This window comes from Candidatus Enterococcus moelleringii (genome assembly GCF_017377575.1).
Classification (GTDB): Bacteria; Bacillota; Bacilli; order Lactobacillales; family Enterococcaceae; genus Enterococcus_A; species Enterococcus_A moelleringii.
Window position 1 is genome coordinate 123221 of the sequence record NZ_JAFREM010000012.1, and the last position, 15550, is coordinate 138770.

Below are 15550 nucleotides of genomic sequence, written 5' to 3' on the forward strand. Positions count from 1 at the left end.
TAAGAAGGTAGATCTTCTCTACCTTCTTTTTTTAGAAAGGAAGGAAAACAAATGACTCACTATATGATCGAAAATGACGAACTCCAGGTGAAAATTTTGGCAAAGGGTGCCGAGCTGACCAGTATTCAAGCTAAATCTGACAACACCGAATTTTTATGGCAGTCTGATCCCGCCTATTGGAGCCGACACGCCCCAATTTTATTCCCAATTGTCGGCAAGCTGAAAAATGATTCCTACTATTATAAAGGACAACGCTACGACATGACTCAGCACGGCTTTGCTCGAGATATGGACTTTTACGTGGTAGAGCAGCAGGCTGCCAAAATTCGTTTAGTACTGGATTACTCCCAGGAAACCTTGCGGAAATATCCCTTCAAGTTTCGTTTGGAAGTTGAGTACAGCTTGCAGAACAACCAGCTGTTGACTCGTTACGTGGTGACTAATTTATCAGATGAGAAAGAGATGCTGTTTTCTGTCGGAGCGCACCCAGGGTTTAAGGTTCCTTTGGATGATGAGACCACTTTTGAGGATTATCGCTTGGAGCTGCTGCCGGAAACGAGTCGGACCTTTATTCCGGTGACGGGGGAAGTATTACTGCAAACCGATCAAGCAGAGAAGGCAGCTCAATCTAGCTTTCCTTTAACTCGGGAATTATTTAAGGATGGCGTGCTGGTATTTGAAACCCCGGGAAAAACTCAAATCGTCTTAAAATCGGACAGAACCGATAAAGCCATTATCATGGATTACCAAACACTGCCTTATTTAGGCATTTGGTCGACTTATCCAGCCGATGCGCCATTTGTCTGTCTAGAACCTTGGAACGGCGTGGCCGATATCTTTGATGCCAGCGGACAATTATCGGAAAAATTGGGAGTCAATCAGTTGGAGCCACAGGGACAATTTGCTACCGAGTATACGACTACCTTCATTAATGGAGTACGCGATGAATAAGATGGAAGCAGTAATTTTCGATATGGATGGCGTCTTGATCAATACCGAAAAAGTTTCCAAGCAGGCCTTTGCTGAAGCTTTCGATTCGGCGGGCTTAACCTTTACTGAGGAGATCTACCAACAAATACTCGGTCGAAGTCTGCCAGATATTCAACTTTTTTTAACCGAGACCTATCATCAGCCCCAGCTTGCGGCGGAAATTATCCAGCAGCGAGAATCGGCATTTGCCACTTACTATCGCACCCATCCAGTAGAGGTGAAAGAGGGTGTTTTTGACTTGCTGAGTTTTGTTAAGGAGCAGGGTCTGAAGATAGCAGTGGCAACCTCAGCCAAGGAATCCATTGCCGTTCCTTTATTGGAACAATCAGATCTTATCCAGCACTTTGACTCTCTGACCTTTGGCTCGCAAGTCAAAGAGGCTAAGCCGCACCCAGAACTATTTTTGAAAGCTGCTCAACAATTAAACGTTTCTCCTGAAAAAGCTTACGTGATCGAGGATGCCCAAGCCGGGATCATTGCAGCTAATCACGGCGGCTTTCAAGCGATTTTTATACCGGAGGTGAAACCGCCGGAAGAGTTCGGGCGGGAGTGTGATTATCGGTTGTTTAAACAGATTAGTGAATTTCAAGCAACTTTACAATAGAAGAATTTGGATGAAGGATAGGAAAGTGCTCATTGCTTTCCTATCTTTTTTCTATTAAAGTAAATGCTTGTCCGCATACTGTGGACAGTAGTTGAAGCGCATTCATCTCCTGTCCCGGTAAAATATAAATCAAGAGGTGGGGGAAAATGATATTTAGTTCAAACGAAAATCTACTAATCAACCTTTTAAACTACTCAGATTTTATCTCGAGTAAATATTTAGCTAATCGCTTATTTGTTTCAACCAAAACTATTTACCGCATTGTAAAACGTATTAACAATATTTCTATGGAAAGTCACGAAAACCCCTTAATCGTGTCGGAACCTGGAAAAGGCTTTAAGCTGAACCAACACTTTAGAAATCAAGATATTCATACGTTGATGGATTTTACCGAAGAGAATAATCTGAATGATCTGATTTTATCTTTTCTCTTCAAACATCCGAAAAAGGTCAAACGTACGGTCTTTGATGAAGAGTACTTAAGTGAAAGTTCAATTGAACGACGGCTAAAGAAAATGCAGGATAATCTGAATCAGTACCACATTCGATTGCACTATGATTGGGAATACATCTGGTTGGAAGGCGAAGAAATTAATATTCGCCGAGCCATCAATGATATTTTTCTGGAGATTAACAAAATCAACAGTCTCAACGAAATCGGGGTAAAAATTAACCAGATCGACAAATTCTTCATCGACAAACAAATCACTGTCATTGAAGAAAGCTTAAACGAATACCTGAGTTACCCTTACGATCTCACGGTATACACTCATATCTATATGATTATCAAACGTTACCGTGAAGGTGAAGTAAAATACCTGTCCAGCCAAGAACCGTTGGAAAAAGATGAAGAGCAGCTGATGCTAGCGAATCGTAAAATTACCAAGACAGCTCAGACAATCATAAAGAATTTAGAAGATTATCTAGGGATCAAAATGAGCGAATTGGAAGTCTACTTCGCCTTCCAAAATATTTATTCCATTAACATCCAAAAACGAGAAAGCAGCAATATCGATAAAAAGCTGGCTGAAGAAATAGCCAAGCACTATATCACCAACTTTTTCTCGATTTCTGATGTGACTCTATTGCCAGCTAGTCGATCTTTGTATCAGGATCTTTATCAACATTTACTACCGATGCTTAGTCGTTTAAGAATGGGTATCAAAATAGAAAACAATCTGTTGGATGAAGTGGTTTTGGAGTACGAAGGGACATTTAGCAAACTGACAAAAATCACCGAGACTATTAATAATGAGCTGATGTTTGATACTAAAATCAATGATGCCGAAATCGGATACTTAACCTTGTACTTCGAGAAATACAAAATTAATCGGCGCGAGACGAAAAATATTCTCTTGGTTTGCTCAACCGGAATTGGAACCTCGGAGTTGTTGAAAACGCGAGTTGAAAGTAATTTCCCAAATCTAAATGTAGTAGCAACGATGAGCCAGCGGCAAATGAAGAACAATCAGACCTTCATTAAAGAAAATGTTGATCTAATTTTTTCAACGCTGCGAATGCCTTTTGATCTTGGAACCATTCCCGTTTTAACAATCAGTCCATTGTTAACCGAAAAAGATATTCAACATATCAATTTAACCCTAAAGGAGCTTGAATAATGGAAAACATCGAATTAGAAAAAGTCATTCATGAAGAGCTGATGGTGATCGATTCAGCAGCTTCCAACAAAGATCAAATCCTCAGTGAACTGGCCCAGCTACTGTGTGCCAAAGGCTACGTGGAAGATGCCGATACTTTTTTAGCGGATGTCTATCTGCGTGAAGAAGAAGGGGAGACCGGAATCGGTCAAGGCATTGCTATCCCCCACGGGAAATCACAAGCGGTTAAGGAAACAACAGTCGCAATTGCGACGTTAAAAAATGAAATAGAGTGGGAAACTTTAGATGATAAGGGGGTAAAGGTAGTTATAATGTTTGCGGTCAAAGATTCCGATGCAAACACCACTCACGTATTGTTGCTGCAAAAAATTGCTATTTTGTTAGCCAACGATCAGTTTATTGAACAAATAAAGAACGTCCAGACTGTTGATGAATTATTTCAATTAGTTATCCATTCTTAACAAGAAGAAAACCATAAAAGAGGAGCGAAAACGTATATGTTAGTATCAGGAAAAGAAATTTTAAGCGTCGCAAAGGAACAAGGATTTGCTGTACCAGCCTTTAATGCCGGATCAGGACAATTGGTTAATGCTGTAATGGAAGCTTGTGAAGAAGCTCAGTCACCCGTTATGATTGCCATCCATCCCGATGAGTTGAGCTTTTTAACCGACAGTTTTGTTGCACAAGTAGCTTATTTAGCCAACCACACAAAAATCCCAGTATGTATTCATTTAGATCATGGTGCCAGCTTTGAACAAGTGATGCATGCAATCAGTATCGGCTTCACTTCTGTCATGATTGATGCCTCACATCTATCATTCGAGGAAAACGTGGCAATCTCTAAAAAAGTTGTGGAAGCAGCTCATGCCGCGGGCGTCTCGGTGGAAGCAGAACTAGGAACTATCGGTGATACGGGCAATACTGTCGAAGGCGGCGTCAGCGAAATCGTCTACACAGATCCTAAAGTCGCACAAGATTTTATTGATCAAACAGGAGTGGACAGTTTAGCAGTAGCCATCGGTACAGCTCACGGAATTTATCCGAAAGATGTTGATCCAAAATTGCGCTTAGACATTTTAGAAGAAATCGAAGCCTTAACTGATATCCCATTGGTACTACATGGCGGTTCAAGTAATCCAGACGATGAAATCAGCAAAGCCGTTACAATGGGCGTCAACAAAATCAATATTTCTAGTGATATCAAAATTGTGTTCGCCAATGAATTACGAAACGTTTTAAATGCTGGCAATACTGAAGCTAGAGAACCAAACGTGTTGTTCCCTGCTTGTATGGAACAAACGAAGAAAGTAGCATTAGACAAAATCAAACTGTTTAAATCGGATGACAAAGTGAAATACTACTAAGAAAGGCGGAATTAGGATGAAAATCGTAGGAATTGCTGCATGTACAGCCGGGATCGCTCATACGTACATTGCGAGAGAAAAATTGATGCAAGCCAGCACCAATCGTGGACACGAAATTCATATCGAAACCCAAGGATTAGCTGGCACCCAGGATGCATTGACGCAAAAAGACATTGATGAAGCGGATGTGGTTATTATCGCAGCTGATATCAAAGTGAATGGTCGTGAGCGGTTCAAAAATAAAAAAATCGTTGAAGTTCCAACTGGTTTAGTCGTCAAGTCCCCTAATAAGTTAGTCGAAAAGTTAGAAGAAGTGAAAGCGTAAAAACTATTTCTTGATCCGGCTGCTTTGTCATAAAAGACAGCAGCCGAATCAAGAAGTTAAAACAGGAGGAATATCATGGAAAAGATCAAAGCGATTGGTTTCAAAAAACATTTAATGACAGCGATTTCGTTTTTCTTGCCAATTATTGTTGCTTCAGGTTTCTTGCTGGCAATTGGGAATATGATGGGCGGCGCAAGCATCGAAGATTTTAGAGCCGGCTTCAGTTTTGCCGACACAATGACTACGATGGGCGGTTATGGTTTGGGCTTTCTGCCAATGATCGTCTCAACGGCAATTGCTTATTCGATTGCTGACAAGCCAGGTATTGCACCCGGTTTAATTGTAGGGTTTGTTGCTCACGGAATCGGCACTGGTTTTCTTGGTGGTGTCGTTAGCGGCTACATTTCCGGTTACATTGTCGTGATCTTAATGATGGTCATCAAGGTACCAAAATGGATGGAAGGTTTAATGCCAACCCTCGTTATACCATTTCTAAGTGCTTTTATTGCTGGGATGGTGATGTATTATGTAGTCGGAACACCGATTACCTGGTTCACCGATTTGATTACTGGTTACTTAGGTAACTTGAATACCTCGTCACTATTTGTTTATGGAGCAATTATTGGGATTCTAGCTTCCATTGATTACGGTGGAGCTATTAATAAAGTTGTTTTCGCCTTTGTCTTTGCTTTATTCTCGGAGGGCATTTACGAACCGATCACTGTGTTGATTTTGGCATCAATGGTTACTCCGTTTGGTTTAACAATGGCTTATTTTATCGGCAAAGTGATCAACAAAAATATTTTTAATCGTCAAGAAATCGAAACGTTGAAAACGGCTTTCCCAATGGGGATTTGCCAAATTACCGAAGGCTGTTTCCCAATTGTTTTAAATGATTTGGTCCGTAATGTAATTGCCACTGGTGTTGGTGGAGCAATCGGCGGCGGATTGAGCATGCTATGGGGAGCGGACAGTCATATTCCCGCTTCTGGTATGTTTGCAATTCCAACTATGACAAACCCTTGGGCATTTGTGGCTGCCTTGGCAATTGGCTCTCTAGCCACTGCGATTACAATCTTGGTTTTGAAAAAACGAGTAGATCCCAACGCAGAAGTGATTATGGAAGAAAAAGAAGAAGACGATATTTCTTGGGATGATTTGACAATTTCATAGTGGAAAGAGGCAGACAGAATGAATTATCAAGAAGAAGTAAAACAACGCTTTTTAGATTCAGGCATTGTTTTTACAGATGAAGAGTTAGCGTCAATTGATTTTGCGGATTTTAGCTTAAATCGACTTGAAACAGAAGGTTTAAACTTAATTGTTTATGAAAATAATGACCGTTATTGTGCTAAAGAAATGGTGCTGCTTCCAGGACAGACCTGTCCCGAACATCGCCATCCACCTCGTAATGGCGAAGAAGGCAAGCGCGAAACCTTCCGTTGTCGTCAGGGAAAAGTGTACTTATATGTCGAAGGTGAAGCCGAAGCTGCTATTCATAGCAAAATTCCTGAAGGTCAGGAAGACTTTTACACCGTAAGGCATGAAATTATGCTAGATCCTGGGCAGCAATACACGATTGAACCAAATATCAAGCATTGGTTTCAAGCTGGTGAAGAAGGCGCAGTTATTTCAGAGTTTTCTTCTCCTAGTGATGATGCCAGCGATATCTTTACGAATCCCAATATTAAACGGGTGACTGAATAGCACGTATTTCTTAGACTAGGAGCTCCCATGTTCCTAGTCTATTTTTGAAAGGAGCAGCCGATGGAATCTTATCAAATCGAAAATGACCAAGTGTTGATTGAGTTTTTAGATTATGGCGGGATTATTACCAAAATGATTAACAAGAAAACCGGGCAAAACTATGTACTGGCTTACGAAAATAAATCAGATTACCAAGCTAACCCGTACTTTTTCGGCGCAACAATTGGGCGAAACGCAGGTCGAACATTTCCACCTTTTTATAAAAATGTTAGAGGTCAAAAAATCGAGCTGGATAGGAACGAAGGAAACGTCCATTTACATGGGGGAAAGAATGGATTCCACCAAGTTCAGTGGCAGGTTGAACAAGTAACTGAAGACAGTTATCAATTAACTTATGAAGACTTAGGTTCTCCCTATGAACCGATGAAGATAGTGCTGGCTTATAGATTAGTCGACAATAATTTTTATATGTATATGAAGGGGCAGGCCAATAAACCAACTATCTGCAACTTAACTAATCACAGCTACTTCAATTTAGGAACAGAAACAACAGTTGAACAGCATCTCCTGCAAACAGCACCGGCGACTATCCAGTTGATTGATGAACAGTTTGTACCTACTAAACATTATTCTGCGATGGACACACCTGAATATGCTCCCTTTGATTTTTCCCGGGAAAAAGAAATCCAAGCAGCTTTAAATCTGAATACCTCGTTATCAAAAATTTGTGCAGATGGGATCGATTTGGCTTATTGTTTTACTGAAGCAGCTGAAAAAATAGCCAAAATTCAATTGACCGATCCTCAACGAGAAAACAAATTAACTATTTATTCAGATCAAGAAGCTTGTATCCTCTATACGCTGAATAAACTCTCTGATAAAGTAAAACTGGAGAATGGTTTTATGGTGGAAAAATATGGCGGGGTTACTTTTGAAATGCAGCGTCGACCTAATTATGTACACACAGATGCTGATTATTTAGTAACGGATTATGAGGCTTGTACCATTTATGAAATAGACTAGGAGGACAACTGATGAAGTATTTTTTAGGTGTAGATTTAGGGACTAGCTCTTTAAAAATTATTTTAGGCAATGAAAATGGTGAATTATTGGGAAGTACCAGCAGTGCCTTTTCAATTCATTCACCTCAAGCTAATTTCAGTGAGGAGAATCCGGCCGATTGGCTGCAGGCCTTTGATCAAGCATTAGCCGAACTGACCGATCAATTTCCAGAAATAAAAACCGCTGATTTAACCCTGGGCTTTTCCGGCCAAATGCATTCGCTGGTATTGATCGATCAAACAGGAAAAGTCTTGCGTCCTGCCATTTTATGGAATGATGGAAGAACAACGGAAGAAGTACAAGAGCTAAGAGAGTCCGTTGGGGAACACTTATTAATAGTAGAAAAAAATATTCCGCTGGAAGGCTTTACTCTGCCAAAAATATTGTGGGTACAAAAGCACCAACCGGAAATCTGGAAACAAGTCTGGAAATTCATGCTTCCTAAGGATTATTTGGTTTATTATTTGACTGGAAAAGTCTTCACTGATCCGTCAGATGCATCTGGAACGATCTTCCTGGATAGCGAAAAGCAGTGCTGGGACCAAGTCTTGTTAGAAAAATTTGGAATTCGGGCCGATCAATGTCCAGAAGTTAAACCATCGACTGAAATTATAGGAGAGATGACAACTGATTTAAGACAGCACTTTGAACTCAGTGGAAAAGTTGAATTGGTGATGGGCGGCGCTGACAATGCTTGTGGCGCTTTTGGAACAATTACTGATCCGCAAACACAAGGGCTGATTTCAGTGGGAACCTCAGGCGTCGTTCTCGTTTACGAGAATGAGAAAACATTAGAAGCTTTAGGGAAATATCACTATTTTTACTCAGTGATTAAAGACGTCCATTACAAGATGGGAGTAACGCTTTCGGCCGGTTATTCGTTAGATTGGTTCAAAAACATTTTAGCCCCTGATGATAGTTTTGCTTCATTTACTCAAGCGGCTGAGAACAGCCCCATCGGTAGCCAAGGTCTAACCTTTTTACCCTATCTCTTCGGCGAGCGGAGTCCTTATTTCGATCCGACATTGAACGGAGCTTTGCTAGGTTTGCGGGCACATCACAAGCGTAACGACCTGATTCGAGCAGTGATGGAAGGAATCACATTTTCACTAAGGAATGTATACGAGAATATGGGAATTGGTCAAAGTCATTTAGTCGAACGCTTTCGTATAACCGGCGGCGTAGTTAAGAATCCGTTTTGGTTGCAACTGTTTGCTGATGTCTTCCAAACGGAGCTGGAAGTGCTGAGCTTTGACGAAGGTCCAGCTTACGGCGCACTTCTTTGTGGTGTGGCTGGAAGAAACGATACTGAGATTTTAAAGAACTGGCAAAAGGCTAACCAGGTAAAGACGATTTACAAACCAAATTATAAACATTTTGCTGAGTATCAGGCAGCGTATAATCGGTTTAAACGATTAAGTGATTCTGCTAAGGAACAATAACAACGTAAAGCCAGCGCATTGAAATATTAGTGGGCTGGCTATTTATATGAGCTGCTGAACATGCTAATCTATTAGTAACATTATTGATAAGGACGGAAAAACTATGTATCTACTAGGAATCGACATCGGGACCTCATCCTGTAAGGCAGCCTTGTTTGAGCTTGACGGTCAGGTGGTGGCACAAGCCAGTGAAAGCTACCCGATATTTTATCCCCACGAAGGCTGGGTTGAACAAAATCCAGAAGACTGGTGGCGAGCAGTTTGTAAAGCAACAAAGCAGTTGATGCAGCAGACGCAGCTTGATCCTAATCAGATTGCCGGGATTGGTGTGGCTGGTCAAAGCTGGTCAGCTATTCCACTATCTGCTGAAGGGAAAGTTTTAGGCAATACGCCGATTTGGATGGATACCCGAGCAAATGACATTTGCCAGGAGCTTGATCAAATCATCGGTGAGGAAGCGTTGTTTGAATTAAGCGGAAATCCCTTGCAGCCAGCCTACACCTTGCCGAAAATCTTATGGTACAAAAAACATTTACCAGAGATGTATCAAAAAATCGACAAAATCCTGCAATCCAATAGTTACATTGTCTATCAGCTGACTGGTGTGATCTCCCAGGATGTATCCCAAGGTTACGGGTATCAGTGCTTTGATATGCATCAAGGGACTTTTGATCAGACGGTTTGCGATGAAGTTGGACTGGATATGAATATGCTGCCGGAAATGTATGCTTGCCACGAGGTTGTTGGGATGGTGACGAAAGAAGCGGCGCAGCAATGTGGTTTGGCCGAAGGAATTCCAGTGGTAGCAGGTGGATTGGATTCCGCGTGCGGAGCTTTGGGAACCGGAGCGATCCACGATGGCGAAACGCAGGAGCAGGGTGGACAGGCTGGCGGGATGAGTATTTGCTTGGATAGTTACAAAGCCGATCCTCGCTTGATTCTCAGTATGCATGTAGTTTCTGGAAAATGGCTGCTGCAAGGGGGAACGGTTGGTGGTGGCGGTGTATTGAATTGGCTGGAAAAACATCTCGGTTATCAGGAACGCCAGCTGGCTGCCGAAAACCAGACCAGCAGCTTTGAAGAGCTGTGTTTGCTGGCGGAAAAAGTGAATCCTGGTTCAGACGGCGTGATTTTTCTGCCTTATATGGCTGGCGAGCGATCCCCGATTTGGAACCCGCAGGCCAAAGGAGTTTATTATGGTCTTGATTTCAGTAAAACCAAAGGTCATCTGATCCGAGCGAGCTTAGAAGGTGTTGCTTATTCCTTGAAGCATAATTTGGACATCGCTGAAGCAGCGGGTGCAAAGGTTACGTTACTGCGGGCGATGGGTGGTGCGGCGAATAGTCATTTGTGGACGCAAATAAAGAGTGATGTGACAGGTAAAGAGATGCGCGTTGTGAACACCGACACGACTACTACGTTGGGCGCAGCTTTATTGGCTGGGGTAGGTACTGGCATTTATCGAGATTTTGAAGAGGCGGTGAACAAAACTGTGACTTATGGCCGAAGTCATTTGCCGAATGCTGAACTAGCTGAGGTATACCAAGCGGGCTATCGAAATTACTTGGCCATCTATGAAGGACTGCGTGGGTTGATGCGTTAAACTTGCTGAGAGAATTTTTCTCAGCTTTTTTGTTACTATCAATCCGTATAGCTCATAATTAAATTATGTAAACAAAACCTCCGCTGGCACACTTTTGAAAACAATATTCTGAAAATCTGATTACTCTCAATGAAAATTTTGTGGTAAAATCATTTTGGTAGCAGTTTTCTGCTTCTTTCAAATAGTCTGAGAAGAAATTGCGTCTCTAGACCGAGGTGAGAGACTAAGTGAACATGCTACACTCTTTATATAGGAAGAGATAGGGAGGAAAACGAAATGGAACATGTAGAACACGGAATGGAGTATGCTGCAGCTGAGGACAAATTGGCGCAAGCTGCCACTAAAGTTCGTTGTAAGCAAGCGAAAATTTCAGCAGTCGCTTCCATGGCTGTTGCCTTAGCAAGTTTTAATGTGGATGGGTTAGCCCACAGCACACTTGGACCTGTCGTAATTGCCGGTGGGGTTGCATACGGCTGCGCAAACATTTATTTAGCCAAAAAGTACAGCAACAAATTGTAATTGCCATTATATCAGTTCAACTTATTTTGAAACATCCCAGCGAAAAGTTCAATTCGCCAGGATGTTTTTTTCTATTGCGTAGCTTTTTCCAACGCCTGACGCAAATCCGTAATTAAATCATCAGCATCCTCAATCCCAATCGACAGCCGCAGCAAATTATCCGTCAGTCCGTAGGATTCCCGCAGCTCTTGCGGAATTTCTGCATGGGTTTGCGTAGTGGGGTAGGTTACCAAACTTTCCACACTGCCTAAGCTTTCCGCAAAGGTGAACAACTCCAGCGCAGACAGAACGACAGGCACCTGATCCGCTGAGTGCAGTTTTATACTGATCATACTGCCCCGACCAGGATAAAAAACTTCTTTAATTCCCGGCTCGCTTTCTAGATATGCCGCCAGCTCCCGAGTATTATCCTGCTGCTGCAGAACCCGCAGTTTCAAGGTCTTCAATCCGCGGATTAACAGCCAACAGTCAAAAGGTGCTAAAACGGCACCGGTAGTATTCAAGCTGTATGCTAACTTTTCGCCAAGTTTCTCGGAATTGGTAATTACTGCTCCCGCCAGCAGATCGTTATGACCGCCCAAAAATTTAGTCGCTGAATGAACCACAATATCCGCGCCTAAGTCCAACGGCTTTTGCAAGATCGGCGTATAAAAGGTGTTATCGACAATTAACAAAGCGTCGCAGGCTTTCGTTAACACCCGCACCTCCAAAATATCCACCTCCGTCATCAAGGGATTCGTAGGTGTTTCCAGGAAAACTGCGGCAATTTCAGGATTAATTTTTTCAGCTAAATCCTCCAAGGTGTCAAAATAATCAAAGTGGTACTTGCCTTGCTGGGACAATGCATTGAAATAACGATAGCTGCCGCCATAAAGATCGCGGGAAACTAAAAAGCGGCTGCCGCAAGGAAACAGCTCGAACACCAATTGAATCGCGCTCATGCCAGAACTAGTAGCAAAGCCAAAGCGGCCATTTTCCGAACGCGCCACAGCATCCTGAACAATTTGCCTCGTTGGATTGGCCGTGCGGGTGTAATCAAAGCCGGTACTTTGCCCCAACTCAGGGTGCGCGTAAGTAGTAGAAAGATAGATCGGCGGATTCACCGCGCCGGTGTGTTCTTCAGAGTGATTGCCGATTTGGGCTAAATAAGTTGCTTCTTGCCAGTTAGTTCTAGACATGTGCTTCCTCCTCAATAGGTGCAAATCCGTAATCGCGGATGTGCTTTTTCAATGTGTTCAAATAATGTTCTCCCAGCGGTGACAGATAGCTGCGCTGATACTTGATCCAGCCGATTTCCATCCGGTCGGGAATATCCAGCGGAATCGCCACGATACTGTCATCGTTCAGCTCGCTGCTGATGATACCGGTGCTGAAGGTGTAGCCGTTCAAGCCCACCATCAAATTGAAAATCGTCGCCCGGTCGCTGACTTTGATGTGCTTCTTGTAGGGACGCGTGCTCAAAATTTCTTCCGAGAAATAAAAGGAGTTGCTGTTGCCTTGTTCAAAGGACAGATAGGGCAGGTCCGCCAAATCCTCCAGGGTGACCTCAACTTTTGCTGCTAGCGGATTGTCCTTACTGATAAAAATATGAGGTGCTGCGAAAAAGAGGGTAGAAAAGACCAAATTTTTCTCGGCAAACAGTTTTTCCAGCACCTTGCGATTGAAATCGTTCAAATACAAAATCCCAATCTCGCTGCGAAAGCTGGCCACATCCTCTAAAATATTTTGCGTCTCGGTTTCTCTTAAAGTAAATTGATAGCTGTCATCCTGGTAGGCTTCGATAAATTCCACAAAAGCGTGCACCGCAAAGGCGTAATGCTGGGATGAGATCGACAAGCGGGAGTCGCGCTTATTAGCATTTTTGTAGCGCTTCTCCAGCAAATCCACCTGATCGGTCACTTGCTTGGCATAGGTCAAAAATTCCCGACCTTCTTCTGTCAAGGAAACCCCCAGCTTGCTGCGGTGGAGAATGCGGATGCCCATTTCGTTTTCCAACTCCTTGATGGCATTGGACAGGGTGGGTTGGGACAAATACAAACATTTTGCTGCTTCGTTAATTGAGCCGATTTCGGCAATTTTTTCTAAATACTCCAGTTGTTGAATTCGCATCGCTATGCGCCTCCTTATTTTGTTCAGATAGTTTTCTGAGCACAAAAAAAGTCCTTTTTCTCATTACAAGAAAAAGGACGAATGAATTCGTGTTACCACCTTTGTTTGCTACAGCTTCACAGCTATAGCCTTAGCCAGTACGAGCGTTCGCTGATACTGCGTTGCGATATCGGGCACCTCCGTCAGCAGCTCATCCATCACTCACCGCTGAATGCTCAAAGACCATTTTCCAAACGTTTGCCATTACTCCTTTTCACCAACCGGAGCTCTCTGTTAAATGGGTTGCTATTTGTACTCTTCTTTTCGACGCATCTTATTATTGTTGTTTACTATAGCTAACTTTTTCTCATCTGTCAACAAATTTTCTCATTATATTATCATCTAGGTTATAGGGATTCGTTGCAACTGGTTATAAAAATTTACAGTTAGTCAATCACTCAGATGCATGATAAAGTTCAATTTATAAACATTTCAGGAGGAAAAATACATGCAGAAACTAGCCAACAATCAAAAAGGGGAGGTCCAGCTAAATGATTCCCAACAATAACGGCGCAACCTTGTCCTTTGAAGTCTTTCCCCCCACGTCAAAATCGTCCATCGACAGTTTATACCATTCGCTGAGCCAGATGGAGGACTTGGCACCGGAATTTATCAGCGTTACCTGCAGCAATCAGCAGCTGTCACTCACCGACAGCACCGTCAAAATTGCTCAGCATATTCAGCAGCAGCACCAAGTTCCCAGCATTGTTCATTTAACCGCGGCGTATTTGAACAAAGGGGAGGTGGATGACATTCTTGAAGTCCTGCGGCAGAAAAATATCCGGAACATCCTGGCTTTGCGAGGGGATATTTTGCCAGACAAGCCTAGAGGAACCGATTTTCAGTATGCCAGCGATCTGATTTCTTATATTAAGGGGCAGGATGACCGCTTTTCGATTTCGGCAGCTTGTTATCCGGAAGGCCATCCTGAATCGGACAATACGGTGGCGGATATCCATCATTTGAGAGAGAAGATCCAAGCCGGTGCAGATCAGCTGGTGACTCAAATGTTTTTCGACAACGAGTCATTTTACCAATTTCAGGAAAAATGCCAGTTGGCCGGGATTGATGTACCGATTTTAGCCGGGATCATGCCGGTCATCAACAAACGCCAAGCCGAACGAATCATTCGCACCGCCGATATTCAACTGCCGCGAAAATTCCTGGCAATTTTAGACAAATACGGCGACAATCCGGTAGCGCTTAAGGATGCCGGCACAGCATATGCCATCGATCAGATTGTTGACCTGGTTACACAAGGCGCCGCTGGAATTCATCTGTATACTATGAACAAGGCTGAGACTGCACGAAGGATTTATACCGCGACCAATTCGTTGTTTGGGATACAGGAAACTGTCGAAATATCATAAGAGAAAAACTCAGGAGGACAAATTTTTGCTTCCTGAGTTTTTTGCGTGCTTGATAGGAACGTATGTTTTTGTTTAGCAGAATCTAACGAACCAGTCGCAAAACTTTCTGACTTTACTGAAGATTCTTATGATCATTTGTTAACTCAAATAGATTGTCTAACTACTTAGAAACCTTAATCTGATGGGATTTGTGAGAACAAGAGACCATCTGAAGACCTTATTTGATCTATCAACTCAGTTTCATCTTTCTAAAAAATGTACGTTTTTCGGAAAGATGGGTATAATGAATTGTATAGATCAGCCGCAATTAATGGATATAGGTTAAAAATGGTCAAATTTGTGGGTTTTCACGGGTTTAGCTATGTCCGTTCAGTTGCTGCACTTTTTGTGACAATTTTTAGCATTTTTTCGATTTTTTGTGTGCTTCATGCGCCGGACTTGTACAGTTGATCTCTGGCCGGCTGGCGAGTTGCTGCAGGAATCAACGACAAAACTAAAAGCGTTAGGAATTTTTTTGAGGTGTTTTGAAGGTCTGATTTTGATCCATTTGGTGATTTTGGTTCAGCTGCTTGGCTGATTTATCCAGTCGTGGCTTTCTATAATTGTATTATGTAAACAAAATCCCCATCATTCTGAAAAGATAAGTTTTTTCAGAAACATAAAATAACATTTAAAACCCTTATCACCTCTCCTTTTCCGCTCCGTTTAGGCGTTTTGGAAAAATAAAATAAAAACTAGTTGACAAATCGGTCTATACCCTCTATTATTATGTTAAGGGGTTCTCCCCCTATTATTCA

The 15550-nt window shown here is 42.4% G+C and carries 15 protein-coding genes and 1 other annotated feature; of the genes, 13 read left to right on the forward strand and 2 right to left on the reverse strand.

What is annotated here, in order from left to right; all coding sequences use genetic code 11:
- Positions 1 to 51 precede the first annotated feature (51 nt).
- From JZO70_RS07530 to JZO70_RS07585, 12 genes are all read left to right on the forward strand, one after another.
- A complete protein-coding gene (locus tag JZO70_RS07530) occupies positions 52 to 951 on the forward strand; it encodes an aldose 1-epimerase family protein (RefSeq protein WP_207672936.1) in 900 nt (299 codons plus the stop codon).
- Positions 944 to 1594 carry an HAD family hydrolase gene (locus JZO70_RS07535; protein ID WP_207672937.1) on the forward strand — a complete coding sequence of 217 codons (651 nt, stop codon included), beginning with the start codon at positions 944 to 946 and terminating at the stop codon, positions 1592 to 1594. The genes JZO70_RS07530 and JZO70_RS07535 overlap by 8 nt, the downstream gene beginning before the upstream one ends.
- 146 nt (positions 1595 to 1740) lie before the next feature.
- Positions 1741 to 3213 (forward strand): BglG family transcription antiterminator, encoded by a 1473-nt coding sequence (locus JZO70_RS07540; RefSeq protein ID WP_207672938.1) that lies wholly within the window; start codon positions 1741 to 1743, stop codon positions 3211 to 3213.
- On the forward strand, positions 3213 to 3674 hold the full coding sequence (locus JZO70_RS07545; RefSeq protein WP_207672939.1) for a PTS sugar transporter subunit IIA: 462 nt from the start codon (positions 3213 to 3215) through the stop codon (positions 3672 to 3674). The genes JZO70_RS07540 and JZO70_RS07545 overlap by 1 nt, the downstream gene beginning before the upstream one ends.
- Positions 3675 to 3710: 36 nt before the next feature.
- The gene (locus tag JZO70_RS07550; RefSeq protein WP_207672940.1) at positions 3711 to 4577 is read left to right on the forward strand and encodes a ketose-bisphosphate aldolase; all 867 of its coding nucleotides are present in this window, start codon (positions 3711 to 3713) and stop codon (positions 4575 to 4577) included.
- A 16-nt stretch (positions 4578 to 4593) separates the two neighbouring features.
- Positions 4594 to 4902 (forward strand): PTS fructose transporter subunit IIB, encoded by a 309-nt coding sequence (locus tag JZO70_RS07555; protein WP_207672941.1) that lies wholly within the window; start codon positions 4594 to 4596, stop codon positions 4900 to 4902.
- A 75-nt stretch (positions 4903 to 4977) separates the two neighbouring features.
- Positions 4978 to 6075 carry a PTS fructose transporter subunit IIC gene (locus JZO70_RS07560; RefSeq protein WP_207672942.1) on the forward strand — a complete coding sequence of 366 codons (1098 nt, stop codon included), beginning with the start codon at positions 4978 to 4980 and terminating at the stop codon, positions 6073 to 6075.
- Positions 6076 to 6093: 18 nt separating this feature from the next.
- Positions 6094 to 6609 (forward strand): D-lyxose/D-mannose family sugar isomerase, encoded by a 516-nt coding sequence (locus JZO70_RS07565; RefSeq protein WP_207672943.1) that lies wholly within the window; start codon positions 6094 to 6096, stop codon positions 6607 to 6609.
- Positions 6610 to 6669: 60 nt separating this feature from the next.
- Positions 6670 to 7632: an aldose epimerase family protein gene (locus JZO70_RS07570; protein WP_207672944.1), complete on the forward strand. Its 963-nt coding sequence runs from the start codon at positions 6670 to 6672 to the stop codon at positions 7630 to 7632.
- A gap of 11 nt (positions 7633 to 7643) precedes the next feature.
- Positions 7644 to 9113: a xylulokinase gene (gene xylB / locus JZO70_RS07575; RefSeq protein ID WP_207672945.1), complete on the forward strand. Its 1470-nt coding sequence runs from the start codon at positions 7644 to 7646 to the stop codon at positions 9111 to 9113.
- Between the two features lie 103 nt (positions 9114 to 9216).
- Positions 9217 to 10716, forward strand: a complete 1500-nt coding sequence (gene xylB, locus JZO70_RS07580) for a xylulokinase (protein WP_207672946.1) — start codon at positions 9217 to 9219, stop codon at positions 10714 to 10716.
- 276 nt (positions 10717 to 10992) lie between these two features.
- Positions 10993 to 11235, forward strand: a complete 243-nt coding sequence (locus tag JZO70_RS07585) for a hypothetical protein (RefSeq protein WP_207672947.1) — start codon at positions 10993 to 10995, stop codon at positions 11233 to 11235.
- A 71-nt stretch (positions 11236 to 11306) separates the two neighbouring features.
- On the opposite strand, the gene JZO70_RS07590 is transcribed toward JZO70_RS07585, so the two are convergent.
- Positions 11307 to 12413, reverse strand: a complete 1107-nt coding sequence (locus JZO70_RS07590; protein ID WP_207672948.1) for a PLP-dependent transferase — start codon at positions 12411 to 12413, stop codon at positions 11307 to 11309.
- Positions 12406 to 13344, reverse strand: a complete 939-nt coding sequence (locus JZO70_RS07595) for a LysR family transcriptional regulator (protein ID WP_207672949.1) — start codon at positions 13342 to 13344, stop codon at positions 12406 to 12408. Before JZO70_RS07595 ends, JZO70_RS07590 begins: the two co-directional genes overlap by 8 nt.
- Positions 13345 to 13414: 70 nt before the next feature.
- Positions 13415 to 13660, reverse strand: a binding site (T-box leader).
- 214 nt (positions 13661 to 13874) lie between these two features.
- On the opposite strand from JZO70_RS07595, the gene metF reads away from it, so the two are divergent.
- A complete protein-coding gene (gene metF / locus JZO70_RS07600) occupies positions 13875 to 14753 on the forward strand; it encodes a methylenetetrahydrofolate reductase [NAD(P)H] (protein ID WP_207672950.1) in 879 nt (292 codons plus the stop codon).
- Positions 14754 to 15550: the final 797 nt, after the last annotated feature.